This window comes from Pedobacter miscanthi (assembly GCF_003315595.1).
In the GTDB taxonomy this organism is placed as follows: domain Bacteria; phylum Bacteroidota; class Bacteroidia; order Sphingobacteriales; family Sphingobacteriaceae; genus Pedobacter; species Pedobacter miscanthi.
Map to the genome: position 1 here is coordinate 38,817 of NZ_QNQU01000015.1, position 25,399 is coordinate 64,215.

At 39.1% G+C, this 25,399-nt stretch carries 32 protein-coding genes; 21 read left to right on the plus strand and 11 right to left on the minus strand.

Annotated features, from left to right (window positions below; genetic code table 11):
- Nucleotides 1–33 precede the first annotated feature (33 nt).
- On the plus strand, nucleotides 34–534 hold the full coding sequence (locus tag DRW42_RS17295) for a phosphoglycerate mutase family protein (RefSeq protein WP_113950092.1): 501 nt from the start codon (nucleotides 34–36) through the stop codon (nucleotides 532–534).
- A gap of 296 nt (nucleotides 535–830) precedes the next feature.
- Here DRW42_RS17295 and DRW42_RS17300 read toward each other — a convergent pair whose 3' ends face one another.
- The 5 genes from DRW42_RS17300 to porX all read right to left on the minus strand — a co-directional run bounded on the left by DRW42_RS17300 (nucleotide 831) and on the right by porX (nucleotide 5,407).
- Entirely contained in the window at nucleotides 831–1,514 is a 684-nt protein-coding gene (locus tag DRW42_RS17300; protein ID WP_113950093.1) for a M15 family metallopeptidase, read from the minus strand.
- A gap of 108 nt (nucleotides 1,515–1,622) precedes the next feature.
- The gene (locus tag DRW42_RS17305; protein WP_113950094.1) at nucleotides 1,623–2,849 is read right to left on the minus strand and encodes an alanine dehydrogenase; all 1,227 of its coding nucleotides are present in this window, start codon (nucleotides 2,847–2,849) and stop codon (nucleotides 1,623–1,625) included.
- A 73-nt stretch (nucleotides 2,850–2,922) separates the two neighbouring features.
- Nucleotides 2,923–3,339: a tRNA (adenosine(37)-N6)-threonylcarbamoyltransferase complex ATPase subunit type 1 TsaE gene (gene tsaE, locus DRW42_RS17310; protein ID WP_113950095.1), complete on the minus strand. Its 417-nt coding sequence runs from the start codon at nucleotides 3,337–3,339 to the stop codon at nucleotides 2,923–2,925.
- 9 nt (nucleotides 3,340–3,348) lie between these two features.
- Nucleotides 3,349–3,585, minus strand: a complete 237-nt coding sequence (locus DRW42_RS17315; RefSeq protein WP_113950096.1) for a hypothetical protein — start codon at nucleotides 3,583–3,585, stop codon at nucleotides 3,349–3,351.
- Between the two features lie 268 nt (nucleotides 3,586–3,853).
- Nucleotides 3,854–5,407 (minus strand): T9SS response regulator signal transducer PorX, encoded by a 1,554-nt coding sequence (gene porX, locus DRW42_RS17320; protein WP_113950097.1) that lies wholly within the window; start codon nucleotides 5,405–5,407, stop codon nucleotides 3,854–3,856.
- 111 nt (nucleotides 5,408–5,518) lie between these two features.
- Here porX and DRW42_RS17325 point away from each other — a divergent pair, with 111 nt between their 5' ends.
- The 10 genes from DRW42_RS17325 to DRW42_RS28830 all read left to right on the plus strand — a co-directional run bounded on the left by DRW42_RS17325 (nucleotide 5,519) and on the right by DRW42_RS28830 (nucleotide 13,777).
- Entirely contained in the window at nucleotides 5,519–6,742 is a 1,224-nt protein-coding gene (locus DRW42_RS17325) for an HD domain-containing protein (RefSeq protein WP_167437810.1), read from the plus strand.
- Between the two features lie 122 nt (nucleotides 6,743–6,864).
- Nucleotides 6,865–7,941, plus strand: a complete 1,077-nt coding sequence (gene lpxD / locus DRW42_RS17330) for a UDP-3-O-(3-hydroxymyristoyl)glucosamine N-acyltransferase (RefSeq protein WP_113950098.1) — start codon at nucleotides 6,865–6,867, stop codon at nucleotides 7,939–7,941.
- The gene (locus DRW42_RS17335) at nucleotides 7,931–9,343 is read left to right on the plus strand and encodes a bifunctional UDP-3-O-[3-hydroxymyristoyl] N-acetylglucosamine deacetylase/3-hydroxyacyl-ACP dehydratase (RefSeq protein ID WP_113950099.1); all 1,413 of its coding nucleotides are present in this window, start codon (nucleotides 7,931–7,933) and stop codon (nucleotides 9,341–9,343) included. Before lpxD ends, DRW42_RS17335 begins: the two co-directional genes overlap by 11 nt.
- Nucleotides 9,343–10,128: an acyl-ACP--UDP-N-acetylglucosamine O-acyltransferase gene (gene lpxA, locus DRW42_RS17340; RefSeq protein ID WP_010599175.1), complete on the plus strand. Its 786-nt coding sequence runs from the start codon at nucleotides 9,343–9,345 to the stop codon at nucleotides 10,126–10,128. Before DRW42_RS17335 ends, lpxA begins: the two co-directional genes overlap by 1 nt.
- Before the next feature lie 41 nt (nucleotides 10,129–10,169).
- Nucleotides 10,170–10,652 (plus strand): GNAT family N-acetyltransferase, encoded by a 483-nt coding sequence (locus DRW42_RS17345; RefSeq protein ID WP_113950100.1) that lies wholly within the window; start codon nucleotides 10,170–10,172, stop codon nucleotides 10,650–10,652.
- Nucleotides 10,653–10,657: 5 nt separating this feature from the next.
- Entirely contained in the window at nucleotides 10,658–11,272 is a 615-nt protein-coding gene (locus tag DRW42_RS17350; protein ID WP_113950101.1) for an ABC transporter ATP-binding protein, read from the plus strand.
- Between the two features lie 427 nt (nucleotides 11,273–11,699).
- Nucleotides 11,700–12,260 (plus strand): elongation factor P, encoded by a 561-nt coding sequence (efp, locus tag DRW42_RS17355; RefSeq protein ID WP_113950102.1) that lies wholly within the window; start codon nucleotides 11,700–11,702, stop codon nucleotides 12,258–12,260.
- Nucleotides 12,261–12,363: 103 nt separating this feature from the next.
- Nucleotides 12,364–12,924 (plus strand): elongation factor P, encoded by a 561-nt coding sequence (gene efp / locus DRW42_RS17360; RefSeq protein WP_113950103.1) that lies wholly within the window; start codon nucleotides 12,364–12,366, stop codon nucleotides 12,922–12,924.
- A gap of 98 nt (nucleotides 12,925–13,022) precedes the next feature.
- The gene (locus tag DRW42_RS17365; RefSeq protein ID WP_244215309.1) at nucleotides 13,023–13,607 is read left to right on the plus strand and encodes a 5-formyltetrahydrofolate cyclo-ligase; all 585 of its coding nucleotides are present in this window, start codon (nucleotides 13,023–13,025) and stop codon (nucleotides 13,605–13,607) included.
- A gap of 11 nt (nucleotides 13,608–13,618) precedes the next feature.
- Nucleotides 13,619–13,777 (plus strand): hypothetical protein, encoded by a 159-nt coding sequence (locus tag DRW42_RS28830; RefSeq protein WP_158544362.1) that lies wholly within the window; start codon nucleotides 13,619–13,621, stop codon nucleotides 13,775–13,777.
- A 196-nt stretch (nucleotides 13,778–13,973) separates the two neighbouring features.
- On the opposite strand, the gene DRW42_RS17370 is transcribed toward DRW42_RS28830, so the two are convergent.
- From DRW42_RS17370 to DRW42_RS17380, 3 genes are all read right to left on the minus strand, one after another.
- A complete protein-coding gene (locus tag DRW42_RS17370; protein WP_244215310.1) occupies nucleotides 13,974–14,942 on the minus strand; it encodes a formimidoylglutamase in 969 nt (322 codons plus the stop codon).
- Nucleotides 14,920–16,158 carry an imidazolonepropionase gene (gene hutI, locus DRW42_RS17375; RefSeq protein WP_113950105.1) on the minus strand — a complete coding sequence of 413 codons (1,239 nt, stop codon included), beginning with the start codon at nucleotides 16,156–16,158 and terminating at the stop codon, nucleotides 14,920–14,922. The genes DRW42_RS17370 and hutI overlap by 23 nt, the downstream gene beginning before the upstream one ends.
- A 95-nt stretch (nucleotides 16,159–16,253) precedes the next feature.
- On the minus strand, nucleotides 16,254–17,021 hold the full coding sequence (locus tag DRW42_RS17380; protein ID WP_113950106.1) for an exodeoxyribonuclease III: 768 nt from the start codon (nucleotides 17,019–17,021) through the stop codon (nucleotides 16,254–16,256).
- A gap of 169 nt (nucleotides 17,022–17,190) precedes the next feature.
- Between DRW42_RS17380 and DRW42_RS17385 the strand changes: the two genes are divergently transcribed.
- Nucleotides 17,191–17,418, plus strand: coding sequence for a hypothetical protein (locus DRW42_RS17385; protein ID WP_113950107.1), 228 nt, complete (start codon nucleotides 17,191–17,193; stop codon nucleotides 17,416–17,418).
- The gene (locus DRW42_RS17390) at nucleotides 17,415–17,702 is read left to right on the plus strand and encodes a type II toxin-antitoxin system RelE/ParE family toxin (protein ID WP_113950108.1); all 288 of its coding nucleotides are present in this window, start codon (nucleotides 17,415–17,417) and stop codon (nucleotides 17,700–17,702) included. Before DRW42_RS17385 ends, DRW42_RS17390 begins: the two co-directional genes overlap by 4 nt.
- On the opposite strand, the gene DRW42_RS17395 is transcribed toward DRW42_RS17390, so the two are convergent.
- A complete protein-coding gene (locus tag DRW42_RS17395; protein WP_113950109.1) occupies nucleotides 17,695–18,417 on the minus strand; it encodes a peptidylprolyl isomerase in 723 nt (240 codons plus the stop codon). The genes DRW42_RS17390 and DRW42_RS17395 overlap by 8 nt on opposite strands.
- Before the next feature lie 94 nt (nucleotides 18,418–18,511).
- On the opposite strand from DRW42_RS17395, the gene DRW42_RS17400 reads away from it, so the two are divergent.
- From DRW42_RS17400 to DRW42_RS17435, 8 genes are all read left to right on the plus strand, one after another.
- Nucleotides 18,512–18,913, plus strand: a complete 402-nt coding sequence (locus DRW42_RS17400) for an HYC_CC_PP family protein (RefSeq protein ID WP_113950110.1) — start codon at nucleotides 18,512–18,514, stop codon at nucleotides 18,911–18,913.
- Nucleotides 18,914–19,002: 89 nt separating this feature from the next.
- Entirely contained in the window at nucleotides 19,003–19,539 is a 537-nt protein-coding gene (locus DRW42_RS17405) for a heavy-metal-associated domain-containing protein (RefSeq protein ID WP_113950111.1), read from the plus strand.
- Between the two features lies 1 nt (nucleotide 19,540).
- Entirely contained in the window at nucleotides 19,541–20,353 is an 813-nt protein-coding gene (locus tag DRW42_RS17410; protein ID WP_113950112.1) for a transporter family protein, read from the plus strand.
- Between the two features lie 11 nt (nucleotides 20,354–20,364).
- On the plus strand, nucleotides 20,365–20,868 hold the full coding sequence (locus DRW42_RS17415; RefSeq protein ID WP_113950113.1) for a DUF3347 domain-containing protein: 504 nt from the start codon (nucleotides 20,365–20,367) through the stop codon (nucleotides 20,866–20,868).
- Nucleotides 20,868–21,428, plus strand: a complete 561-nt coding sequence (locus tag DRW42_RS17420) for a helix-turn-helix domain-containing protein (RefSeq protein ID WP_113950114.1) — start codon at nucleotides 20,868–20,870, stop codon at nucleotides 21,426–21,428. The genes DRW42_RS17415 and DRW42_RS17420 overlap by 1 nt, the downstream gene beginning before the upstream one ends.
- Nucleotides 21,429–21,746: 318 nt before the next feature.
- On the plus strand, nucleotides 21,747–22,319 hold the full coding sequence (locus DRW42_RS17425) for a YceI family protein (RefSeq protein ID WP_113950115.1): 573 nt from the start codon (nucleotides 21,747–21,749) through the stop codon (nucleotides 22,317–22,319).
- Nucleotides 22,320–22,442: 123 nt separating this feature from the next.
- Complete coding sequence (gene ygiD, locus DRW42_RS17430) at nucleotides 22,443–23,267, plus strand: 4,5-DOPA-extradiol-dioxygenase (RefSeq protein ID WP_113950116.1); 825 nt, start codon at nucleotides 22,443–22,445, stop codon at nucleotides 23,265–23,267.
- A gap of 84 nt (nucleotides 23,268–23,351) precedes the next feature.
- Nucleotides 23,352–24,071, plus strand: coding sequence for a heavy-metal-associated domain-containing protein (locus DRW42_RS17435; protein ID WP_113950117.1), 720 nt, complete (start codon nucleotides 23,352–23,354; stop codon nucleotides 24,069–24,071).
- A 231-nt stretch (nucleotides 24,072–24,302) separates the two neighbouring features.
- Here the strand turns inward: DRW42_RS17435 and DRW42_RS17440 are convergent, their stop codons facing one another.
- Together DRW42_RS17440 and DRW42_RS17445 are read right to left on the minus strand one after the other, a co-directional pair.
- Complete coding sequence (locus tag DRW42_RS17440) at nucleotides 24,303–24,779, minus strand: DUF6265 family protein (RefSeq protein WP_113950118.1); 477 nt, start codon at nucleotides 24,777–24,779, stop codon at nucleotides 24,303–24,305.
- On the minus strand, nucleotides 24,776–25,300 hold the full coding sequence (locus DRW42_RS17445; protein ID WP_113950119.1) for a YfiT family bacillithiol transferase: 525 nt from the start codon (nucleotides 25,298–25,300) through the stop codon (nucleotides 24,776–24,778). The genes DRW42_RS17440 and DRW42_RS17445 overlap by 4 nt, the downstream gene beginning before the upstream one ends.
- Between the last annotated feature and the right edge of the window lie 99 nt (nucleotides 25,301–25,399).

Genomic DNA, 25,399 nt, shown 5'->3' on the forward strand with positions numbered 1-25,399 from the left:
CCTTATCCCGATTAATTTTTGAATATTTATAACATGAAAAAACTGTTCGTATTTCTCTCGTTAAGCCTGCTCTTTATCAGTGCAATTTCTGCACAAAGTACCACTGTCTGGATTGTCAGACATGCCGAAAAAGATAAATCAAACCCTCAGGATACCAATCCAAACCTATCCGATGAAGGAAAAATACGCACTGCAGATCTGGCGAAATATTTAAAAAAGGTAAAATTCGACGCGGCTTTTGCCACCCCAACCAAACGTACACACCAAACTTTAGATTCGTTGGTGATCCCAAAGGTGATTGACTATAAAGACATTAAATCTCTTGTTGATAGCATCAAAACCAATTATGTTGGCAAAACCGTTATTGTGGCGGGCCACTCTAACACCGTACTCGAAATTATTGAAGCCCTTGGCGGCAAAAGACCAAAAGAAGAACTTACCGATGATGATTACGATTACATTTTCGAATTATCGGTAAAAGATGATAAGGCAAAGGTTAAAATGGATCAATACGGAAGGCCGCATCATTTGTAGTTCGAGTGGTGTTACCCAAAGGCAACAAAAATCGGAGCCCAATTATATTCATTCATAGTAGCCAATAGAACCATTGCTCGATGCGATCGTCATGCTGAACTTGTTTCAGCATCCTTCCTGCTAGATAGACCCTGAAATAAATTCAGGGTGACGACCAGAGGTTAAAATTTAGTATAAAATGACAATATCTTACGCCTCGAATAGATTTCTCCATTTCGCTACGCTTCAGTCGAAATGACGAGATTATTTTTAAACGTCTAGCCCAATTAACTAATGACAGTGGAACCAATGACCCCCTAAAGCCTCTCGAAAGGAATATCCATCAGATCATAATTTCTCCAGTCTGAAAAATCGTAATGCCACCATTCGTTCTCCAGTACATTCATCCGGTATTTTGCCATGATGGTAATGAGGAAATCGCGGTTTTTCTTCGCTTCCGGAGATACTTTTTCATATTTTGCCGCTGCAGCAGCCGAAAAACTATCGTAAGGTGTTGGCATGACCAGTTCTTTGCCCGTTTTTAGGTTAATCAAGGTTAAATCTACTGCACAGCCCCTGTTGTGTTTAGATCCTTTTGCAGGGTTGGCCACAAAGTTTTTATCGCTCGCTTTTTTATAAAACTCAACCGTGATGGCATAAGGACGGTATCCATCAAATATTTTCAAGCCATAGCCCTTTTTATTCAGTTCCTTCTGGATTTTCTTTAACGCTTCTACAACAGGTTTCCGTGCAAAAGCCCTCGCCTGCTTGTACATTACCTGCTGCATAAAGTTATTTCTGGTAGCGTAGCGGATATCTAAAGTGATATTTGGAATGGCTTTTTTGATTTCGACTAGGGCATTATCCGGATTAGATTTTACAGAGGATTGATATTGCGTAAAAGAACTAACAACAACGAGTTTATTTGCTGCAACAGGTTTGTTTTGGGCAATTACAACGCCTGATATCAAAAGGAAAAAAGCAAGCAGATTGAATTTCATATTTTTAGTAAGGAAGTATCAAGATGTTGGTATTGATTATCAAGATGTTAGTATTGAGTATCAAGAGTTTCACCATTATCCATCTTACATCATCCATTTTACATCTTTTTACTGGTTCGAAACCACCAAAAGTTCCAGATTTTTAAATGGTAGATTAAACATATCGGCTAAATCTTTATTGGTACAGTTTCCCTGATAAATATAAAGTGCTTCGCGGATACCCGGATTATTCCAAACCATGTTAACCAAACCTCCGTATTCGCCGATGTCCAATAAAATGGGGGCAAAAATGTTAGTTAGCGCATAAGAGGCCGTTCTTGGCACACGTGATGCAATATTAGGTACACAGTAGTGGATTACATCATATTTCCTGAAAACCGGGTTGGTATGATTGGTTACTTCAGACGTTTCGAAACAACCACCCTGATCGATGCTTACATCAATAACCACCGAATGTGGTTTCATCCGGGCTACGGTTTCTTCCATTACCACACAGGGACTGCGGCCATGACTGGCGCGGATGGCACCAATCACCACATCGCAGGTTACAATAGCTTTATTTAAAACAATTGGCTGCATCACCGAGGTAAACACCCTGCTGCCCAGATTATTTTGTAATCGACGTAAGCGGTAAATTGAACTGTCAAAAACTTTAACTTCTGCACCTAATGCCAAAGCAGTTCTGGCGGCATATTCGCCAACGGTACCTGCACCTAATATTACGATTTCAGTTGGCGGAACACCTGTAAAACCGCCTAACATCAGCCCTTTGCCTCCGGTTACATTGCTCAGGTATTCAGCTGCGATTAAAATGGAGGTAGATCCCACTATTTCGCTCATGGCTCTTACCACGCTCAAAATATTGCCTTCATCGCGGAGATTTTCGAAACATAACGCATTAATTTTTTTATGCATCAGGGCTTTCAGGTAATCCTGTTTCAGAGTTCCCGTCTGCAATGAAGAAATAAGCGTCTGCCCTTTATGCATCATCTCAATTTCCTCCATCGTTGGCGGAGCAATTTTCATTAGGATATCGGCGTCAAAAACCTCTTTTTTATCATAGGCAATCTTCGCGCCCTGTTCGGCATATTCGGTATCCGAAAAGTTGGCAGCTGTGCCAGCACCGGTTTCTAAAACCACGCGGTGACCATTGTTTACCAGAAGCGCTACAGATAAAGGAGTTAATGCAATTCTATTTTCCTGAAAAGAAATTTCTTTGGGTATTCCTATATATAAGCTGTTCTTTTTATTTCTGGTTTCTAATTTCGCCTCTTGTGTTTGGAGTAAACCCTGACGAGCTATATCGGCCATTCCTTCGCGTAATCCTGTAGCCATGTTGAATTAATGTTTTTGTAGTTTTAGGTTGTTCAAGGTACGGAAAATCTGTTAATTAATTGATAACTAAATGTTATACCTTCGAAAGATGGAATACTCTGCGGTTTTCATCAAGCACCTTTATTTCTACTTTGATATGATTTTCGGGCAGTAGTTCTTCTACCCGCTCGGGCCACTCGATTAAACAGATGCCCCCGCCGTAAAAATATTCTTCATAGCCCAGGTCGTAGGCTTCACGGATATCTTTAATACGGTAGAAATCGAAATGGAATACCGATCCGTTAGGGCTTTCATATTCGTTAACGATAGAATAAGTTGGGCTCGAAACTACATCGGTTACGCCCAGCGCAGCACAAAAAGTTTTAATAAAAGTGGTTTTGCCTGCACCCATATCACCTTCAAAAATGAAGACCTTTTCGGTACCTGCAAAATCTTTAAGTTTTGTAGCAACTTTTGCTAAATCAGGAAGATTTTCAACGGAAATTGTCATTAGAAAGAATTAGCCTTTAAAGTACAGGCCGATAATCATTAAAGCCAACGCTATAAATAAGCCAACAAACCATTTAATCATATCCGTTTTAGCATTTGCCAAATCTTCTTTAAAAGCCAAATGGGTTGTTTTATCTACAACAGATTTATCAACTTTCGCCTCGATATAACTGGTCAACTGCTCTGCAGTATCCTTGTCAAGCTTTTCGCTCAAAAGTGCATATAGTTGAGTTATCGATATATTCATGTTGTTTAAAATCTAACTAAAATTAAGAATAATGCTTCAGTTTAACAAAATATAGGGGTAATTCTATTGTAATAGTTGTTGTAAAGGCAAAAGTAATACTTAATTGTATTGCTTTTGCCTATTATATATCGTCATTTATCGACTGCATACTATCCTTCCTCTCGACTGGAACGCCCGCCTGCATCGGGCAGGGAGAGATCTACCTCGAGATAGATTTCTCGACTGCGCTGCTCTCCGCTTGAAATGACGAGATTATGAGCGGAGTAAACTACCTCGGCGAATAAGTTACTACAGGAATAATCATTTCCTCAAGCGAAATCCCCCCATGCTGAAAAGTTTCATTATAATAGTTTACAAACTGATTGTAGTTGTTCGGGTAAACGAAATAACTATCTTCCCTAGCAAATATGTAACTGCTACTAATATTGATCTTTGGTAATAAAGCATCATGAGGATTTTTAATCAAAAACACCTCTTTTGCATTAAAATTAAGGTTTCTACCCTGTTTATATCTTAAATTGGTGTTGGTACTCCTATCGCCAATCACTTTAACCGGTTTTTTAACCCGGATGGTACCATGATCTGTTGTAATAATCACTTTTACCTGTTTTTGAGAGATTTTTTTCAACAAATCCCACAGTGGCGAATGCTCAAACCACGATAAAGTTAACGAGCGGTAAGCCGCATCATCATTTGCCAGCTCGCGTATCATCTGCATATCGGTACGGGCATGGCTCAGCATATCCACAAAGTTGAAAACAATGGCATTAAAATCGTTCTGCAACAGGTTATTGGTTTGATCTACCAGATCTTTCCCCTGCTCAAAGGTGAGGATTTTATGATAACTAAATTTACAGTCTTTTCTTAAACTGCGTTTAATATTATCGGCTAAAAAAGCCTCCTCGTGCATGTTTTTTCCACCTTCATCATCATCGTTCTGCCAAAGTTGCGGGAAACGTTTTTCCATATCCAAAGGCATCATGCCCGAGAAAATAGCATTACGCGCATATTGGGTTGCTGTTGGCAAAATACTCGTATACATATCCTCTTCATCGATCCTGAAATATTCGGAAATTAGCGGATTGATGATTTTCCATTGATCGTAACGGAGGTTATCAATCAAAATAAAAAATACGGGTGTATTATCATTAATTAAAGGAAAGGCTTTTTTCTTTAACAATTCGTTCGAAAGCAAAGGTGCTTTATCCTTATTCTTGATCCAGTCGAGGTAATTTTCTTCGATAAATTTGGTAAACTGGGTATTGGCTTCCTGTTTTTGCATGGTTAAAATCTCATGCATTTGCGGATCGTCTAATTTTTCTAATTCCAGCTCCCAGAAAACGATTTTTTTATAAACATCAATCCACTCTTCGTAATTTAGTCTATCGCCTAAGGTCATACCCAAACGGCGGAAATCCTGCTGGTATGCCATCGATGTTTTTTCGCTTACCAAACGTTTATTATCGATCAGTTTTTTAATGGTAAGCAAAACCTGTTTTGGATTTACCGGTTTAATCAGGTAATCATCAATTTTACTACCAATCGCATCTTCCATCAGGTTTTCTTCCTCACTTTTCGTGATCAGGACCACCGGCACATCGGGATTTAAGTTTTTAATGGCCGAAAGTGTTTCGATACCGCTCATTCCCGGCATGTTTTCATCGAGGAAAACAAGGTCGAAGTGTGCCTTTCCGAATGCTTCCAAAGCATCGTTTCCATTGGTAAATGTGGTTACATTATAACCTTTATCATTCAACAATAATATATGTGGTTTTAACAGGTCGATTTCATCGTCGGCCCATAATATTTTGGTTTCTTGCATTTTTTTGTAAAAATAGATAAGTATTGCCCTTTAATTTTGGCAGGTAAATCAAACTGTGAATAAAAATAGCAATTTTTGTACCGTATCTATCTATTTAACTATTTTTAACGATTGAACAAGAAGAAAATAATAAATGATCCGGTTTACGGTTTCATCAGTATTCCATCAGAACTGGTTTATGATGTGATTTCGCATCCCTATTTCCAGCGGTTGCGTTACATTAAACAGCTGGGGATGACCCATTTGGTATATCCGGGCGCTTTACACACCCGTTTTCACCATGCATTGGGTGCCATGCATTTAATGAGTTTGGCCATCAATCTTTTAAAAAGTAAAGGACACAGCATTACCGAGGGTGAAGAAGAAGCCGCCATTTTGGCCATTTTACTACACGATATCGGCCACGGACCATTTTCTCATGCTTTAGAACATTCGTTGGTTACCGGCATCAGGCATGAAGATATTTCAGCAAAGCTGATGAACGACCTTAATATCCATTTCGAAGGCCGTTTAAGCCATGCAATCGAGATCTTTAATGGTACCTATCACAAAAAGTTTCTTCATCAGCTCATTTCAGGTCAGCTGGATCTGGATAGGATGGATTATTTAAACCGCGACAGTTTTTTTACAGGCGTAAGTGAGGGCGTAATCAGTTTCGACAGGATTATCAAAATGTTTAACGTACATGATGATGACCTAGTAATTGAAGAAAAAGGAATTTATTCAATCGAAAAGTTTTTAATTGCCCGCAGGCTGATGTACTGGCAGGTTTATTTGCATAAAACGGTAATATCGGGCGAAATGATTTTGGTGAAATTATTGGAGCGTGCCAAAGAACTTTCTGCTGCCGGCACTGAATTATTTGCTTCGCCATCACTAAACCACTTCTTAAAAAACGATATAAACGAGGCCAATTTCTTTTCGCAGCATGAAAACCTGGAGCATTTCACCAATCTGGATGATCAGGATATTTACGCAGCCGTTAAAGTCTGGACCAAACATCCCGATAAAATTTTGTCTACGCTTTGTAAAATGCTTACCTCGCGTAATCTTTATAAAGTAGAAATGGGCAACGAAAAAGTGGGTGCCGATCGTCTTAACTTTTTGCAGGATGCTGCCATTAATTTACTGGAAATTAAACCTGAAGAGGCAAGGTATTTTGTTTTTACCGATTCTATCCAGAACCGGGCATACAACGCTGGGGTGGGTAATATCAAGATTTTGATGAAAAATAACGATATTGTAGATATTGCAAAGGCATCAGATTTATCCAATCTCGAGTCGCTACAAAAAACCGTTGAAAAATATATCCTCTGTTACCCCAGGGGCATTTAAGCTTATTTAACAAAATATTTAACTTTTACTGCCGTTTTAAGTCTTATAATTGTGTAAAATATACACAGCTTAACTCTAGCAGGTTTTTTTGTTCATATCAATTTAACATATACCTTTGTACGATGCAATTTACTGCCACGCAGATAAGTCAGTTTTTAAACGGTTCCATTGATGGAAACCCTGATGTAGCCGTTACCGAACTTTCGAAGATAGAAGACGGGAAAGAAGGCTCTTTGTCTTTTCTTTCCAACCCTAAGTACGAAAACTTTTTGTATTCTACTCAGGCGTCGGTTGTTATCGTATCAAAAGATTTCGCTCCCACACAGCCTTATACCAGCACTCTAATCCGTGTTGAAAATCCGTACAGCGCCTTTACCATTTTACTCGATAAATATAACGAAGCGGTAAATGCACAAAAAGCGCAATCGGGCATTGATAAACTGGCCTTTGTACATCCAACTGCCAAAATTGGTAAAAACGTATTTATTGATGCTTTTGCTTATGTGGCCGAGAATGTAGAAATCGGTGATGGCTGTAAAATAAACGCTCAGACTTTTATTGGCGAAAATTCTAAAATCGGCGAAAACAGCACCTTTTTTCCCGGGGTAAAAATCTACCATCATTCAGTAATCGGGAAAAGGGTTACCATCCATTCAAATACCGTTATTGGAAGCGATGGATTTGGTTTTGCACCTCAAAAAGATGGTACTTATAATAAAATCCCGCAGATTGGAAATGTCATTATCGAAGATGATGTAGAAATCGGTGCCAACACTACGGTAGACCGTGCCACAATGGGATCTACCATCGTAAAAAAAGGTGCCAAAATTGATAACCTGATCCAGATTGCACACAATGTAGAAATTGGCGAAAACACCGTTTTGGCAGCACAATCGGGCATATCGGGCAGTACTAAAGTTGGCCCTAACAGCGTGGTAGGCGGCCAGGTGGGTATTGCAGGGCATTTAACCCTTGCAAAAGGCACACAGATTGGTGCACAGGCAGGCATAAACTTTAACATTACAGAAGAAAATAAACAATGGCACGGAAGTCCGGCGCAGCCTTTGCGCAACTGGATGCGTGCTTCCGTAATTTTCAAGCATCTCCCGGATGTAGAAAAAAGAATAAACGCGCTCGAAGAGGAATTGAAAAAGCTTACAGCTGAACTGGAAAAGAATACAATAAACAATGAACGTTAGACAAAAAACGATTAAACAGGAAATATCGGCATCTGGAGTTGGTTTACACACAGGCGCCAATGTTACTTTAACATTTTGCCCGGCCCCCGAAAATCATGGCTTTAAATTTCAGCGTATTGATTTAGATGGCCATCCGATTATTGAAGCAGATGCTGATAACGTAACCGATACTTCACGCGGAACAACCCTTACCCAAAACGGGGCAAGCGTAAGCACTGTAGAACACGTAATGGCTTCTTTAGTGGGTATGGATCTTGATAACGTGCTCATTAAATTAGACGGACCTGAAACACCGATTATGGACGGTAGTTCTATCCAGTTTGTTGATTTACTGGAAGAAGTAGGTACCGTTGAACAAAATGCAGATCGCGAATACTTTACCATTCCCCATAACATTACCTATACCGAAGAAGATAGAAAAGTAGAAATTGTGGCCATGCCGTTAGACGATTATCGTTTTACCTGCATGATCGATTATAACTCTCCTGTTTTGGGCAGTCAGCATGCTGGCATTAATACCATTGCAGAGTTTAAAAAAGAAATTGCTTCCTGCCGTACTTTCTGTTTCTTACACGAATTGGAATACCAGTTATCGCACAATTTAATTAAGGGTGGCGATTTAAATAACGCCATTGTAATTGTAGATAAAGAAGTTACCAAAGATGAATTAAGCCATCTGGCAAAATTATTTAACCGCAAAGACATTGATGTTGCCCCACAAGGCATTTTGAACAACATGGAACTGCGTTACCAGAACGAGCCTGCCCGCCATAAACTTTTGGATATGATTGGTGATTTGGCGCTGGTAGGTATGCACTTAAAAGGCCACATTATGGCTGCACGCCCGGGCCATGCTGCAAACGTTGCTTTTGCCAAAAAGATTAAAGCGGCCATTAAAAAAGAAAAAAACAAAAAAATACAAAAAGTATACGATCCGAATGCAAAACCATTGTTTGACGTAGTGAAAATAATGGAAATTTTGCCGCACCGTCAGCCATTTTTGTTCGTTGATAAAATTCTGGAACTTTCTAAAAACCATGTGGTAGGCGTTAAAAACGTAACCATGAATGAAGAATTTTTCAAAGGCCACTTTCCTGGTGCTCCCGTATTTCCGGGCGTATTGCAGATTGAGGCTATGGCACAGGTAGGCGGAATTCTCGTACTTTGTACCGTTCCGGATCCCGAAAATTACCTTACCTATTTCTTAAAGATAGACAACGTGCGCTTTAGGGCACAAGTGCTTCCGGGCGATACCATTGTTTTCCGTTGCGATTTACTCGAACCGATCAGAAGGGGAATTGCCCAGATGAAAGGCGTAGGTATGGTTGGCGAAAAAATAGTGGTAGAAGCCGAAATGATGGCTCAAATTTCAAAAGTTAAACAAGCAGAACCCGCCCAATAATGATACAACCTTTAGCATACATACACCCTCAGGCAAAAATTGCCGAAAATGTGGTAATCGAACCCTTTGTTGTAATCCATAAAGACGTTGTAATTGGGGAAGGTACCTGGATCGGATCGAACGTTACCATTATGGACGGCGCTCGTATCGGTAAAAACTGCCGCATTTTTCCTGGTGCTGTAATTTCTGGTGAGCCTCAGGATTTAAAATTTGCCGGTGAGGTTACTACGGCCGAAATTGGCGATAATACCACCATCCGCGAGTGTGTAACCATTAACCGCGGCACTAAAGATAAATGGAAAACCGTTATCGGCAGCAATTGCCTTATCCAGGCTTATTCGCACATTGCACACGATTGTGAGGTTGGAAATAACTGTATTTTTTCAAACAGCACCACCTTAGCGGGTCACATCACCATTGGCAACAATGTGGTTCTGGCTGGCCTGGTTGCTATACATCAATTTGTTAAAGTAGGCTCTTACGCTTTTGTAACTGGTGGTTCACTGGTACGTAAAGATGTTCCCCCTTATGTTAAAGCTGCCCGCGAACCACTTTCTTACGCCGGTATCAACTCAGTTGGTTTGCGCAGAAGAGGTTTTACCAACGAGCAGATTGATGAGATACAGGAAATTTACCGAGTGCTTTTTGTAAAACACAATAACGTAACCAAAGCTTTGGATATGATCGAAGCCGAATTTAAACCAACGGAAATCCGTGATGAAATTGTTGATTTTATCCGAAATTCTAACCGTGGGGTAATGAAGGGCTTTGGGATGGGCAGTTAAGCGAAAAGCTTAAAGACCAAAGTCAAAACTTTTATTAATAAATGAGTGATATAACGCTAATCAGAACTGATTCAGACAATGCCGATTTTAGAAAATTGGTGGCTTTGCTGGATCAGGATTTAGCCGTTAGGGATGGCGATGATCATACTTTTTATGCGCAATTTAATAAGGTTGATGCCATTAAAGAAGTGATTGTTGCCTATCAGAATAATGTACCTGTTGCCTGCGGCGCAATAAAGCCCTTCTCTGGCCATGAGGCCGAAGTAAAAAGGATGTTTGTTCACCCCGATTACCGGAAGCAAGGCATTGCGGCTAAAATTGTAACCGAACTGGAAAACTGGGCAAATGAACTTGGCTTTACCGCTATAGTATTAGAAACCGGCAAAAAACAACCCGAAGCCATTGCCCTATATCAGAAAATCGGTTACCGCATTACACCAAATTATGGTCAGTACATTGGTGTTGATAACAGTGTGTGCATGGTTAAAGCATTAAACGCCAAACACCCAACGCCAAACGCTTAACCCAAATGAACATCTCTTTACAAAATGTTGGCAGAAGGTTTAACAAAGAATGGATCTTCAGGAATTTAAGTACCGAATTTTCATCTGGTAACAGCTATGCCATATTGGGACCAAACGGTTCGGGTAAATCAACATTGTTAAGTGTTTTAAATGGGAGCCTCTCTCCTTCCGAAGGAAAAATTACATTTTCGGATACAGCAGAAATACCAGTCGAAAATATTTACAGACACATCAGTCTCGCAGCCCCATACCTCGAACTGGTTGAAACCTTTACTTTAAAAGAGATCATCGATTTCCATTTTAAGTTTAAAAATTTTGCAGATGGCCTTGATGCCAAAAAACTGATCGGCATATTAGGTTTGGAGAAAGCAAAGAATAAAGAAATTAAATACTTCTCATCAGGCATGAAGCAAAGAACCAAACTCGCTTTGGCCTGTTGCACCGATACTCCAATCTTATTTTTGGATGAACCAACCAGCAATTTAGATGTTCAGGGAATAAACTGGTACCGCGAGCTGATTGAAAATTTCGGGAAAGACCGTTTAATGATAATCGGATCTAATCAAATACAGGAATACGATTTCTGCACCAATCAAATACAAATATCAGATTATAAGTAGGTTAACACTTTAATCAGTGTATATCACAACGTCTGTTTTGTCATACATTTGTACTAAAAATAAATTTTTCAAAAAATATTTTGCAATTAAGAAATAGTTTGTACCTTTGCACCACCAAAAAGAGAAACAATTATTTAATTTATCTCTTCAAGGAAAAGATCATATTTCTCCGCTTTGCGGAATCAGAATATAGCCCTTAAAAGGCAAAGAGTTTTTCATAGTTTAGTTTGAGGTTTAGGTTGATTATGCCTTTGGAGTGGTTCCCAAAGGCATTTCTTTTATACGGCATTTTTTAGCGCTTTTTTATCGGAAGCGCAAAAACCAATCAACAAATAACGATTAAACCAATGAATCTATGCCCTTCCAAATCACCATCCATTTTTTTAACTTTGGTTTTTTAAATAACAAAACAGGATTTTAATATATCATGGCAAAGGCATCAGAAGTAAAAAGCGGAAATGTTCTTCGTTTTAACGGAGAGTTGGTAAGTGTTGAAGAATATATCCACCGTACCCCGGGAAATTTAAGGGCTTTCTATCAGGCACGCATGCGAAACGTAAAAACAGGCAAAATTGTAGAATACCGTTTCCGTACTGACGAAGAGGTAACCATTTGCCGTGTGGAGACTAATGATTACCAATACCTTTATGAGGATGGCGATTATCTGGTAGTGATGGATAACAATACATTCGAGCAGTACAATATCCCTAAATTGCTTTTTGGCAGTTCGATCAAATTTTTGAAAGAAGGCATGAATGTAACTATTGCTTTTGAAAGCGACGAACCGATTGTGGCACAGTTGCCAAACAGTGTAGAACTGGAAGTAACTTACTCGGAGCCTGCAGTAAAAGGCGATACCTCTACAAGTGCTTTAAAATATGCCACCGTTGAAACCGGTGCCGAAATCAGGGTTCCACTTTTTATTAACCAGGGCGACAAAGTGAAAGTTGATACCAAGACTGGCGACTATATGGAAAGGGTAAAATAGCATAGGGCTTATGCCTTAAACCTTTATAGGTTTTTGTTAAAATAATTTTACCTTTGCCGTCACGAAAAACTAAAATATAAAACCCGATTTGGGATAACACTATATGGCAAAAGCATCAGAAATAAAAACAGGGAACATCCTTCGCGTAAATAACGAACTGGTTACTGTTGACGAATGGAATCACCGTACACCGGGTAAAGGTGGCGCGTTTTATACCGGTAAATTCCGTAACATTAAATCGGGCAGAATTGTTGAAGCCCGTATGAATACCGACGAGGCTGTAGAAATCTGCCGCGTAGAAACCAACGATTACCAGTATTTATACGAAGAAGGTGATTATCTGGTAGTAATGGATAACAACACTTACGAGCAGTTTAACGTTGAAAAAGCTTTATTCGGTTCGGCCATTAAATTCTTAAAAGAAGGCATGAACATCATCGTTTCGATGGAAAGCGACGAAGCCATTATGGCACAGTTACCAAACTTTGCAGAGTTCGAAATTACCTATTCGGAGCCAGCTGTTAAAGGTGATACTTCTACCAATGCATTAAAAGCAGCTACACTTGAAAACGGTGTTGAGGTTAAGGTGCCGATGTTTGTAAATCAAGGAGATAAAATTAAAATTGATACCCGCACCGGCGAATATGTGGAGCGTGTAAAATAATTTTAACCTAATATTTGAAAGCCTCTGAAGTTAATTCTTCAGAGGCTTTTTTGTTTGAACAGTTTATAAACCTCGCAGGTTTTAAAAACCTGCGAGGTTTGAAAAATATTATCTTTGTAATTATGCTAAAAGCCGAAATCAGAAAGCAAGCGCTAAAAGATAGATTGTTATCAAACGACTCAACCTACCAAGAGTTAAACAAATCACTCTTAAATCAGTTTAAAACGCTCGATTTTAGCAAAATCAAAACGCTTCACATCTTTTTACCCATTAGCGAAAAAAAAGAGCCTGACACGTTTTTATTAATCGGCTGGATTACCAAAAATCATCCCGAAATTAAAATCATTGTGCCAAAAGCCGATTTCGCAACAGCTTTGATGACCAATCATGAATACCTCGGCGTAGAAGACCTGAAAAAAAACCTCTATAATATTTTAGAACCTCAAAAAGGGAAGATACACGGAGGTGAAATAGATATGGTGATCATTCCAATGTTGGCTTTTGATAAACGTGGCTATCGAGTAGGTTACGGGAAAGGTTTTTATGATCGTTTTCTTGAAGGTATAAATGCTCAGAAAATAGGTTTATCTTTGTACCCTGCAATTGAAAAAATCGATGATGTAAACGAACACGACATTAAACTCGATTTTTGCATTACACCAACAGAAATTATAAAATTTTAAGCTTCCGCACCATGCCACAGGAAATCGTTATCAAAACCGAAAAACAATACGAAGACAATATGATTGCGGTATTTGAACTACAGGAAAAGGAAGAATTAACTGCCGAAGACCTGAAACAGATCGAAATAATGTTAAAGGCTGGAGAAAAATACGAAGCAGAACATTTGTAGGGTTTTCATTTGATAATCGTCATCCTGAATTTATTTCAGGATCTATGTAGCGAATAACCTACTAAATTAAATACTCTCTAGTGGATTTCTCGACTGTGCTACACTCCGTGTTTTCCGTGCATCCGTGGCAAAAAAAAGCAAAACTCGATTCTTAAAGAAAAGACCCTGAAATAAATTCAGGGTGACGGTATGCACATTAACGTGCCTTAATAAAATCACTCACCAAATAAGCAATCAACTTAGAAGTTAATCTGTTTACCCGTCCATCCAGCATCCGGGTGGCACCTTCACATACATGCAGGTAAGCAAACTTATGGGCATTGGTTAAAATTAGTTTTCTGATATCATTAACAATAAATCCCGATGGCGTTTCGGCACTCGAAAGTACATCCTGTATACAATCCAGATCGATTTCCAAACCTGCAACTGGTCTCAGATTCTTAATTAGGTCATTATAATCTGCACCGGTTAAAATATCTTCAAAAAATACAGCTTTTAACCTGGGCTTATTTTCAATCTGCTTTAAAATTGCCTCATTATTATAATTTTGATGCAGGCCATACATGAAATATTGACCGAGATAATTTTCTTTCAGGGCATAAGAAAATCCGTTTCCACTATGCCTGCCTTCCAATTCGCGCAAATCAGCATGTGCATCAATATTTAGCACATCAATTGGGGTTTTATTTGCCAAAGAAGTTCCTTTAATAATTGGATAGGCGTTGTTGTGTCCGCCGCCAATTACAATCGGAATTTTGCCTGCAGCTACAATTTTCTCCATTACCGGATAAACCAGGTCATCAATTTCAGCAACTTTATTGCGCAGGACTTTTATAGAAGAGTCACTCGGTTCATCAATCTCAAAATGCCCCAAAACTAAAACTTCTTCACCACTTAAAAAGCGGTTACTCTGGATATTCAGAAAAGCAGTTAAAGCCGGGCGCCATGCCGATGCCGCTCCGGCAATACCCAAATTTGCACGTACGCCAATATCCTCCGGGATGCCCAACAGCACAAATTTTGCGCTGGTATCTTTCAGTTCTTGCCACGAAGATAAAACCGCGACTTTTTCGCCCAGTTTGGTTTCGCCATCACGGTGGATAACCAAACGATCGATATCGTGCTGTGCGTATATTTTAAGGTTATCCATTATAAAATTCGCCATTTAAAATCACTTTATCTACCATACTTTCGCCAAAACTATAAGGTAAATAAGCAATTGATGGCATCGGTTTAGTGATAAATAAATTTGCTTTTTTTCCAACCGCAATACTTCCGTAATTCCCGCTGATCTCCATGGCAGCTGCACCGTTTAAAGTGGCCGCATTAATGGCCTGCTCAGGTAACATTTTCATTTTAATGCAACCGATTGAGACCACAAAGTTCATATTTCCTGAAGGTGTTGAGCCCGGATTGTAATCGGTTGCCAAAGCAACCGGCAAATCGGCTTTAATAAAACTTTTAGCATCGGCAAATGGTATACCCAGATAAAACGAACAGGAAGGCAGTAATGTTACAATGGTATCAGCATTTCTTAACGTATTGATGGTTTCTTCATTACTTTCTTCCAGATGATCAACCGAAATGGCGTTATTTTCAACCGCAACCTCTATTGCCCCCGAAACGGAAAGTTGGTTCGTATGGATTTTTGGTTTTAATCCGTATTTCGCTCCAGCCTTTAGGATTTGATTAGTTTCTTCTACAGAGAAAAATCCTTTTTCACAGAAAACATCAATATAATCGGCCAGGTTTTCTTTCGCAATCAAAGGCAACATCTCACTAGTAATCAGAGCAATGTAACCCTGATGATCATTTTTAAATTCGGCCGGAAATGCATGCGCAGCCAAAAAGGTTGCTTTTATCGGAATCGGGAACTGATCTTTCAGTCGTTTAATCACCCTGAGCATTTTGATTTCGCTTTCTGTAGTTAAACCATAACCACTTTTAATTTCGACAGCTCCTGTTCCCTGAAGGATCATTTGCTTTAGTCTGATAGCAGCGCTTTCAAATAGCTCCTCTTCTGATGCTTTTTGGAGTTTATTTGCCGAATTTAAAATTCCACCTCCTGCCGCGGCAATTTCTTCGTAGGTTTTTCCCTGGATCTTCATCGCAAATTCTTCTTCGCGCGAAGCCGCAAAAACAATATGGGTATGGCTATCGCACCAGGAAGGGAAAACGTAGCGGCCTCCTGCGTTGTAAGATGGAAGATATGCAATGGAAGATGGAAAAGCATCCATTTTGCCAAAATCTCTGATCAAGCCATCTTCCAGCAAAAGCCATGCGTTTTCGAGAACAGGCAGATTACTGAGTTCGCTGCCACGGAGCACTAATTTATCTTTAGGATGCAGACCTACAAGCCCTTTTATGTTTGTGATTAGCATTTGCAGATGGTTAATTGTTTAAACTGTATAAATTGGTTAATCGAAAATTAGGGGCCAGTTAACCGATTTAAACAATTAACCAGTTAACCTTAAAACTATTCCATTTCCAATAAAACCGGACAATGATCAGAATGAATGGCATCAGGCAAAATCCTCACGTTTTTCAGGCGGCTTTCCATAGGCCTTGTGGCCAGGTGATAATCGATACGCCAGCCCAGGTTTTTCCCTCTCGAACCTGCACGGTAACTCCACCAGGTGTAATGATGAGGATCTTTATTAAAGTGCCGGAAAGTATCGATGAAACCGTTATCCAAAAACAACTGCATCCACTCCCGCTCCTCTGGTAAAAATCCCGACGAATTCGCATTCGATTTTGGGTTGTGGATATCAATGGCGGTATGGCAGATGTTATAATCGCCACTAACAATCAAATGTGGGATCTCTTTGCGCAATTCTCCGATATACACATCAAAAAAACGCATAAATTCATACTTTTTAACCTGCCTTTCATCTCCGCTTGAGCCAGATGGCATATAAAGGCTCATCAAAGAAAAATCGTCGAAATCCGCCCTCAAAATCCTTCCTTCTTTATCGATCCATTCTTCACCGCAACCAAATTCTACAAGGTTGGGTTTAATTTTTGATAGAATGGCTACGCCGCTATATCCTTTTTTCTCTGCCGGGAACCAATAATGGTGATAACCCAACTGTTCAATTAATGCAATAATTTCGGGGATCTGAGATGGCAATGCCTTTACTTCCTGCAAACAGACCATATCGGCATCCGTAGCCTGAAGCCAGCCAAAAAAGTTTTTGGTACTGGCAGCCCTGATCCCATTTACATTATAGGAGATGATTTTCATCAGTTAAATTTTGTTTTGAATGGAGATGAAGCAATCATGATTTTTATGTCCGCTCAGCAGATAAATCACAATAGTTTCATTTGTAAGTTTCAATTGTTGTGGGCGGTAAATTTAGAAATTAATTGAATAAATGCTTAGTAATTGAGAATTGCTTTCGTTAAATTTGTTTATGAGCATCGAAGAATTAAAAATAGAAATCGCAAAAAAGGTTTTCGAAACAGATGACGAGAATCTTTTGTCAGAGTTGGATATGCTTTTGAGTCATAGCGAACCGGTTGTCCTGGAAGAACTTCCTAAACATGTTCAGGAGGGAATTAAACGAGGATTGCAACAGGCTAAAGAGGGCAAATTAACTCCTCATGATGAAGTAATGAAACGATATGCCAAATATCTATGAGTTTGACGGTAGTTTGGACAGACGAAGCAAAAGAAACATTTGATGCGATTTTTTCCTTTATTTTAGATAAATTCAGTGAACAATCGGCTAAGAAATTTTTAAAGCAAACGAATAAAATCCTTTCTATAATTAAAGTACAACCCGAAATTTTTGAGGCATCTATCTCAGATCAGTTTAGAAAAGGAAAAATAACGAATCAAACTTCGGTGTTTTACGAAATTGAAGATGATCAGATCCGCTTACTATTCTTTTTTGATAACAGACAAGAACCGCTCCTTACATAGCCATCTTCTCTTTCGAAGCCTCCTCCAATAACTGCTTTTCGATTTTTTTCGCTTCCCTTTTCTTCAAAACAGTAACTTCCATTTTTACATCCTGCTTTGGACGGTTATTTTTATCGGTAGCTAAAACGGCTATTTTATCAACCAAATCCAGGCCCACTACAATTTCGCCATAAACCGTATAATTCCGGTCTAAATGAGGAGTGCCCCCTATTGTTTTGTACACTTCCCGTTGCCATTCTGGAATTTTGAATTTCAGGCGTTTTTCTTCAACGCTGTTTAATTGCTGATCAGTAAATACTTTGCCCTGAACCAAATAAAACTGGCTTCCGCTTGATGCTTTTGCAGGATTTACATCATCACCTTCGCGTGCAGCAGCCAAAACGCCTTTTTTATGGAACAAACTATCATTAAACTCTGCCGGAATCGTATATTTTGGCCCGCCGTTACCCAACAACGAATCCGGTTTGGCATTTCTCGAATCCGGATCGCCGCCCTGGATCATAAAATCTTTAATCACCCTATGGAATAGAAGATCGTTGTAATAACCCTTTTTAACCAGTTTCAAAAAATTGTCGCGGTGCAATGGTGTTTGATTGTAGAGTTTAATAATGCATTCACCATATTCAGTTTTAATGCGAACATATTGATTTTTAGGCTTGGCTGCAAAGGCCGTAAGCACCGAAAAAGTGCAGAATAACCATAATAATTTCTTCATTTAATTGCTGTTTGAGGCTAAAATAAACTAAAAAATGAAATTCAATAAATAAATGCAGGCAATATTAGATAAATTTTGCTTTACCTTTGTATTAATGAAGTTAAAACAAAAAATAGCACTTTCTTTGGCTGTATTCTATGCGGTTAGTGTTATGGGTTTGGCTTTAAGTCTTCATTTCTGTGGAGGCAAACTCGAAAACGTTAAACTTTTTAGCAATGAGGTTTCCTGCAAATTCTGTAAGGATATCCCTGCCGAAAAGAAAGATGACGGTTGCTGCAAAAATACTCAGGTAACGGTTAAGGTAAAAGATAGTCACCAGGCAGAGGCACAGTTACAGATGCCAAAACTGTTTTCTATCCAACTTTTTCTTCATCCGCCAGTTTTAGAATTTCTCAGCAACATTACTCCGGAGTTTTTCAGTAAAATTTCTAACAAAGCTCCGCCTTTATCTTCTCGGGTTGCTTTACATATTTTCAATTGCATTTTTAGGAATTAGGAGTTAAACATCAGCTTCGTTATGCTTTATTATTTGCATTTCGACAAGCTCAATGTGACATTTTCTTAAATACTAATTTCAAAAAAATCATGAAAGCAATCAAAATATTCAGCATCATCATGCTATTTTTCGCCGTTAAAGTTTCGGCACAACAAATTTCAACTGCAGATCTACAGGTAACCGGTTTAACCTGTTCTATGTGTTCAAATGCTACTCAAAAATCATTAGAAACCTTAAATTTTATCAGTAGCGTAAAACCTGATCTTAACAAAAACATTTTTGTTTTAACCTTTAAAAAAGATGCAAACATCAACCTCGACCAGGTACGCAAAAAAGTTCAGGATGCGGGTTTTTCGGTTGGAGGTTTAACTGCAAATTTCAATTTTAACGACGTAAAGGTTGATGATAAAGGTCAGGCTGTTGTTAATGGCAATGTATACCGTTTTGTAAATGTTAAAGGTAAAACCCTTAGTGGTACGATAAAAGCCAGCGTGGTAGATAAAGATTTCATATCTGGTTCTGCATTTAAAAAACAGGCCGCCACAGCCAATTCTGATGCTTATGCAAGTGGTACAGGCATTGTTAACGGTAAAAAAACACGCATTTATCATTTAGTTCTTTCTTAGTATGAAGCAGATATTCGTACTGGCACTGGTGATTATCGGTGCCTGTACCCGTGTTTCGGCACAGGAACTATATGTATTTACGGAGCCTGCGAGTAATATGCCCACCAAATCAATCGGTGTCAGGATTACTAACGAAGGGATGTTCAATTATCCGGGTTATGTAAGCCGTACCATTCCGGAGGTGATGATCGGGTTTAATAAGAACCTGATGATGCATGCGCAGGGTTTTCTTTCTGATATGGACGGGAAATACCGTTTGGAGGGCGGAAGTTTATATGCGAAGTATCGTTTTTTATCGCTTGATGATACACATAGTCATTTCAGGGCATCAGCCTTTGGTAGGATAAGTACCAGCAAGCGTCCAACTTATACGCGTGATATTAACCTTGAAGGCGATAATAGTGGCTTACAGGGCGGATTGATTTTTACCCAGTTGCTTCATAAACTGGCGCTATCATCAACCTTAGGTTATGCGCATGCTTTCGAAAACAGCGATAGACAACTTTTAGGGATGCCTCAACCAAAAAATATGCTATCGTACAGCTTATCGTCGGGTTATCTGGTTTTACCTGTCGTTTATAAGGATTACAAACAGCCCAACTTTAATGTATATTTAGAGTTACTGGGCAAAACCGACCCAGGCAGCGGTCAATCTTACCTGGATATAGCCCCTGCCCTACAGATGGTTTTAAATAGTACAACCCGAATCGATTTTGGTTACCGCTTTCAGGCAGCGGGAAATATGGATAACCGGTATACCAAAAACATGTATTTGCTCAGGGCAGAATTTAATTTTTTTAACGTTTTAAAATAGAATATCATCACATGAAAAAAATATTAGGATTAGTTGCCATCATTACGATCGCAACCACAGCATTCACTTACGCACAAAGCAAAACAGACGCAGCCTTAAATCAGGTATTAACGGCGTACTACGAGGTAAAAAATGCCTTGGCAAGCGATAAAAAAGACCTGGCGATAGAAAAAGTAAAAGTTTTATCTGCTAAAGTAAATGCAGTTAACCATAAGGATTTACCGGCAGATCAGCATAAAGTGTTTATGGAGCAGGCGGCCATTATCAAAAGTAAATCGGCTCAACTTGCAGGTTCGAACGACATTAAAACACAAAGAAAAGCCTTTGAAGGGATTTCTTATGCCATGATCAAAACCCTGAAAGGTTTAAAATTTAACCGCCAAACCGTTTATGTTCAGCATTGCCCAATGGCAAAGGCGAGCTGGTTAAATGAAAAAGAAAACATCGAAAATCCATATTATGGAAGTATAATGTTCGATTGCGGTGATGTTTCTGAAACCATAAAACCGAACTAATGGAACTGCATATCAAAAACATGGTATGCAACCGTTGTAAAATGGTGGTTAAGGCCGAGCTCGAGAAGCTTGGCTTTAAACCATTATTGGTTGAACTCGGCGAGGTTACCCTGGCCGAAAATATCACTTCCGAAGATAAAATCAGGATATCGGAACGCCTTAAACATTTTGGTTTTGAATTATTGGAAGATAAAAAAACCCAGGTGGCCGAACAGATTAAAACGGCGATCATCAATCTGGTTCACTATGCGAAAGAACCATTAAAAGTCAATCTCTCGGCATATTTAAGTGATCAGCTAAACCAGGAATATACCAGTTTAAGCAGTATCTTTTCGGAAATGGAAAACCAAACCATCGAGAAATATTTTATTGCCCAAAAAATAGAAAAAGCAAAAGAAATGCTTACCTATGGTGAACTAACACTAAGCGAAATTGCCTTTCAGCTTAACTATAGCAGCGTAGCACATTTATCGGCACAGTTTAAAAAAGTGACCGGAATTACACCTTCAGTTTATAAAGCCGCTTCGGCCGATAGCAGGAAAACACTGGATGAGGTTTAATGGGATGTAAAATGGAAGAGGTAAGATGGAGGATGGCTTTGCGAGATTTAGAGCCGATGGTTATGTGAATCATGGTTGATGGCCAAAATGTTCAGCGCTAGTTGTCCATGAACCATCAGACCATCAGCTATTGACCATAAAAGCATATACCAGTTGGCAGTTTTCAATTAACAATGCAGCAATTTAACAATCTAGCATTCCAACAATTAACCAATTTAAACAGTTAACCGATTAGCCTTTCCGCACAATTTCTTACCATACGTCAATACCGATCGACTGATACTCAACTACCTTTGTACCTAAATAAAATCACCAGGTATGAAAAAATTATTCTTATTTCTGATCGCTACCTCAATTAGTGTGGCATCATTTGCACAAACAAGCTGGAAAATTGATCCAATGCACTCGTTTGTTAATTTTTCGGTTAAACACATGGGCATTTCTTTTGTTGATGGCTCATTCAAAAAATTCGAGGGAACAGTTACAGCTGCTAAACCAGATTTAACTGATGCCAAAATCGCCTTTACTGTTGATGTAAACAGCATTACTACCGGTGTTGATATGAGAGATGGTCATTTAAAAACTGATGATTTCTTTAACGCGGAGAAATTTCCTACTATGAAATTCGAAAGTACTTCTTTCAAAAAATTAAGCGGTAACAATTACGAATTAAGTGGTAAATTAACCATTCGCGACGTAACCAAAGATGTAAAATTTGCAGTTGTTTATGGTGGTACCGCTAAAGATCAGCAAGGTAATACCAAAGCTGGTTTTGGCGCAACAACAACCATTAACCGTTTAGATTATAACATAAAGTATGATCCAACCGGAGCAGGTGTTGCAAAAGATGTTGCCATTAAATTGAACCTGGAGTTTGTTCAGGCAAAATAAAAAACCCAGTCATCATTTATCATTTTGATGATCTAGTAAAAATTTTTAATTAAATCTGTCACATTGAGCTTGTCGAAATGCATATAGGTGCTTCGACAGGCTCAGCATGACAAAAACCATATTATGTCTGCACTATCTCAATTCAGAAACTTTACTCAGCGTTTGCCTCAAACGGATTTAATGCCAACACTTTTTATTGGTCATGGCTCTCCGATGAATGGTATAGAAAACAATGAGTTTAGTCAGAGTTGGGCAGATCTGGCGAAGAATATCCCTGTTCCAAAAGCCGTTTTGGTGGTATCAGCACACTGGTATACCCATGGCACTTTTGTTACTGCAATGGATTTCCCCACCACCATCCACGATTTTGGTGGTTTTCCGAAAGCGCTTTTTGATGTTCAATATCCTGCTCCCGGAGACCCGGCTTTGGCTGCAGAAATACCGGATTTAATCCATTCTACACCTGTTGGCCTCGACCACGATTGGGGCTTAGACCATGGTACCTGGACAATTGTAAGACACATGTATCCCGATGCAAATATTCCGGTGCTGCAATTGAGCATTGATTATACCAAATCGCCAGAGCATCATTACGAAATTGCCAAAGAAATTTATGCCCTACGTAAAAAAGGAATACTGGTTATTGGCAGTGGCAATATGGTGCATAACCTCCGCATGTTGAGCTGGGAAATGATTAATGGCGGTGGTTACGATTGGGCACTTGAAATGAATGATAAGTTTAAAAATTTAATTGCCAATGGCGATCATCAACCTTTGATTAACTACCGTAACCTTGGTACCGATGCGATGTTGGCCATTCCTACCCCAGAGCATTATTTACCGCTCATTTACACCCTTGGATTAAAGAATGATAAGGAAGACATTTCGTTTTTTAATGATAAAGCCGTTGGTGGTTCGCTAACGATGACTTCGGTATTGGTGGGGTAAAACTAAAATTCTATAAAACTTTATGATTATTCTGTAACGCTTATGGCCCCTCAAAGTGGTAAATTTGCTTAAAAGAATTTCATCATGACACATACCTATCAACTCACAGGCATGACCTGCGGTGGTTGCGAAAATAAAGTAAAAAACAACCTGCTCATTTTACCAGACGTAACTTCAGTAGAAGTTTCGAAAGACACCAATTCTGCTACCATTAGCATGGAAAAACATATTGGGCTGGATGCACTGCAACAAGCTTTGGGCGGTGCCGATAGTAAATACCAGATTTCGGCCACGCACCACAGTGAAACAATGGAAGAAGCAAAATCGTGGGCAGAAACCTATAAGCCCATTTTGTTAATCTTCGGATACGTAACCGCAATTTCGTTAGTGGTTTCCTGGCAAGATAACACCATCAATTTCATGGTGTTCATGCGCATTTTTATGTCTGGGTTTTTCCTCACCTTTTCTTTCTTTAAAATGCTGAACTTAAAAGCTTTTGCCGAAAGTTATGCCATGTACGATATCGTAGCTAAAAAATTCAACGTATGGGGTTATATTTATGCTTTTATCGAACTTGGGCTTGGTTTATCATTTGCCTTAAACCTATCCCCTGTTGTAGTAAATTGGGTTACCCTGATTGTAATGACGGTAAGTATCCTTGGCGTTTTGGAAAGCGTTTTAAACAAAAAGAAAATTCAGTGTGCCTGTTTGGGTGCTGTTTTTAATCTGCCCATGAGCACCGTAACCATTGTTGAAGATGCAATTATGATTGCCATGAGCGCGGCCATGTTGATTTTGATGTAGGTTAGATTTTAGTCAAAACTCATCGGAGAAACTATTTAGAAACCTATTACAAGAATCTATTTTTAGCCTCTTCTCCTAGGCGGTCGTCATGCTGAACTTGTTTTACTAGCCATTTCTATTGTTATTCAATGGTCTAATAGCTACTACGTGGTCAGCATCTTTCCTGCGAGATAGACCCTGAAATAAATTCAGGGTGACGACACTAAAATAAAAAAAATCAAGCGTTTAAAGCTACTGCCGCTTATACCTAAACTCCGATTTTCGGCTTTTGCCATTCAGCTCGCCTTCAATCCAGGCGAGCATTTCTGTTTTACCCAGGTTTTGATAAACGATTCTCTGCGGAAAATCGTGATTCTTATTTTCGAAAATATAAATCTGGTCCTTTATGGAGATAAGTTTAAAACAAACCTCTTTACCCTCATTCTGATTAGCGACAGTTGAGCAATAGAAAATATCTTTTCCTATTGTTCTGATCTGCAAAGTTTCGGTAAGTACACTATCGCCTTTTGCATTAATACGGTAGCTCTTGCCATTTAGTATTTTATCGGCGCCCTCGCTCCATTGCTCTACAATTTTACCTTTGGGCATTTGCATTTCCCAAGAACCTAATACGAATTGGAAAGTTTTTGATGGGTTTTTCTGCGCTTTAACATCGTTATAAAAACCAACAAGCGATAAGATCACGACAAATAAATAAATTCTTTTCATTTCGTTATGGTATTGGTAATATGTGCCAAATGGTGTTTGCCGTGCCAGGCGTACATGCCCAGCATATTGGCTAAAGTGAGTTCCTGATTATGCGCCGGATGGATATATTTCCTTTGGTAATCTTCAATTTTCAACGTTTTCAGAAAAGTAACCCAGCGTTGATGTAAAGCGGTTAATAAATCAATTGATAGCTTGATATCGCCATCTTTGGCTTCTCCGGTTTCTGCCCAGCGCTCTTCATAGTACGGCCTAATTACCGGCACATCTTCGGTAATTGCCTGTTTGAAACGGATATAAGCATTTACATGACTATCAGGCACATGGTGAACCACCTGTCTCAATGTCCACCCTTCAGGGCGATATACCTGGTTTAACTCCTCATCAGTTAAATTTTCGGTAGCCTTTTTAAGCTGGCCTGGCAAAGCTTCAATTTCAGAAATCCAGATATCAACCTGTTTTTGATCGAAAACCTCCGGCATTATAAATTTACCTATAGGGTATTTAAGCTGTTCTATATCCATGAAACCAAAATAATGTTTTTAAGCAGAATTTTCTGTTTCTAAAATATAAATAGTTTAAAGGTTGGAAAGTTGCAATGTTTGAAGGTTAAGCATCAACAT

Coding starts and splice junctions, on each gene's coding strand:
- DRW42_RS17295 (WP_113950092.1), top strand. CDS start 34: ATGAAAAAACTGTTCGTATTTCTCTCGTTAAGCCTGCTCTTTATCAGT.
- DRW42_RS17300 (WP_113950093.1), bottom strand. CDS start 1,514: ATGAAATTCAATCTGCTTGCTTTTTTCCTTTTGATATCAGGCGTTGTA.
- DRW42_RS17305 (WP_113950094.1), bottom strand. CDS start 2,849: ATGGCTACAGGATTACGCGAAGGAATGGCCGATATAGCTCGTCAGGGT.
- tsaE (WP_113950095.1), bottom strand. CDS start 3,339: ATGACAATTTCCGTTGAAAATCTTCCTGATTTAGCAAAAGTTGCTACA.
- DRW42_RS17315 (WP_113950096.1), bottom strand. CDS start 3,585: ATGAATATATCGATAACTCAACTATATGCACTTTTGAGCGAAAAGCTT.
- porX (WP_113950097.1), bottom strand. CDS start 5,407: ATGCAAGAAACCAAAATATTATGGGCCGACGATGAAATCGACCTGTTA.
- lpxD (WP_113950098.1), top strand. CDS start 6,865: ATGCAATTTACTGCCACGCAGATAAGTCAGTTTTTAAACGGTTCCATT.
- DRW42_RS17335 (WP_113950099.1), top strand. CDS start 7,931: ATGAACGTTAGACAAAAAACGATTAAACAGGAAATATCGGCATCTGGA.
- lpxA (WP_010599175.1), top strand. CDS start 9,343: ATGATACAACCTTTAGCATACATACACCCTCAGGCAAAAATTGCCGAA.
- DRW42_RS17345 (WP_113950100.1), top strand. CDS start 10,170: ATGAGTGATATAACGCTAATCAGAACTGATTCAGACAATGCCGATTTT.
- DRW42_RS17350 (WP_113950101.1), top strand. CDS start 10,658: ATGAACATCTCTTTACAAAATGTTGGCAGAAGGTTTAACAAAGAATGG.
- efp (WP_113950102.1), top strand. CDS start 11,700: ATGGCAAAGGCATCAGAAGTAAAAAGCGGAAATGTTCTTCGTTTTAAC.
- efp (WP_113950103.1), top strand. CDS start 12,364: ATGGCAAAAGCATCAGAAATAAAAACAGGGAACATCCTTCGCGTAAAT.
- DRW42_RS28830 (WP_158544362.1), top strand. CDS start 13,619: ATGCCACAGGAAATCGTTATCAAAACCGAAAAACAATACGAAGACAAT.
- DRW42_RS17370 (WP_244215310.1), bottom strand. CDS start 14,942: ATGGCGAATTTTATAATGGATAACCTTAAAATATACGCACAGCACGAT.
- hutI (WP_113950105.1), bottom strand. CDS start 16,158: ATGCTAATCACAAACATAAAAGGGCTTGTAGGTCTGCATCCTAAAGAT.
- DRW42_RS17380 (WP_113950106.1), bottom strand. CDS start 17,021: ATGAAAATCATCTCCTATAATGTAAATGGGATCAGGGCTGCCAGTACC.
- DRW42_RS17385 (WP_113950107.1), top strand. CDS start 17,191: ATGAGCATCGAAGAATTAAAAATAGAAATCGCAAAAAAGGTTTTCGAA.
- DRW42_RS17390 (WP_113950108.1), top strand. CDS start 17,415: ATGAGTTTGACGGTAGTTTGGACAGACGAAGCAAAAGAAACATTTGAT.
- DRW42_RS17395 (WP_113950109.1), bottom strand. CDS start 18,417: ATGAAGAAATTATTATGGTTATTCTGCACTTTTTCGGTGCTTACGGCC.
- DRW42_RS17400 (WP_113950110.1), top strand. CDS start 18,512: ATGAAGTTAAAACAAAAAATAGCACTTTCTTTGGCTGTATTCTATGCG.
- DRW42_RS17405 (WP_113950111.1), top strand. CDS start 19,003: ATGAAAGCAATCAAAATATTCAGCATCATCATGCTATTTTTCGCCGTT.
- DRW42_RS17410 (WP_113950112.1), top strand. CDS start 19,541: ATGAAGCAGATATTCGTACTGGCACTGGTGATTATCGGTGCCTGTACC.
- DRW42_RS17415 (WP_113950113.1), top strand. CDS start 20,365: ATGAAAAAAATATTAGGATTAGTTGCCATCATTACGATCGCAACCACA.
- DRW42_RS17420 (WP_113950114.1), top strand. CDS start 20,868: ATGGAACTGCATATCAAAAACATGGTATGCAACCGTTGTAAAATGGTG.
- DRW42_RS17425 (WP_113950115.1), top strand. CDS start 21,747: ATGAAAAAATTATTCTTATTTCTGATCGCTACCTCAATTAGTGTGGCA.
- ygiD (WP_113950116.1), top strand. CDS start 22,443: ATGTCTGCACTATCTCAATTCAGAAACTTTACTCAGCGTTTGCCTCAA.
- DRW42_RS17435 (WP_113950117.1), top strand. CDS start 23,352: ATGACACATACCTATCAACTCACAGGCATGACCTGCGGTGGTTGCGAA.
- DRW42_RS17440 (WP_113950118.1), bottom strand. CDS start 24,779: ATGAAAAGAATTTATTTATTTGTCGTGATCTTATCGCTTGTTGGTTTT.
- DRW42_RS17445 (WP_113950119.1), bottom strand. CDS start 25,300: ATGGATATAGAACAGCTTAAATACCCTATAGGTAAATTTATAATGCCG.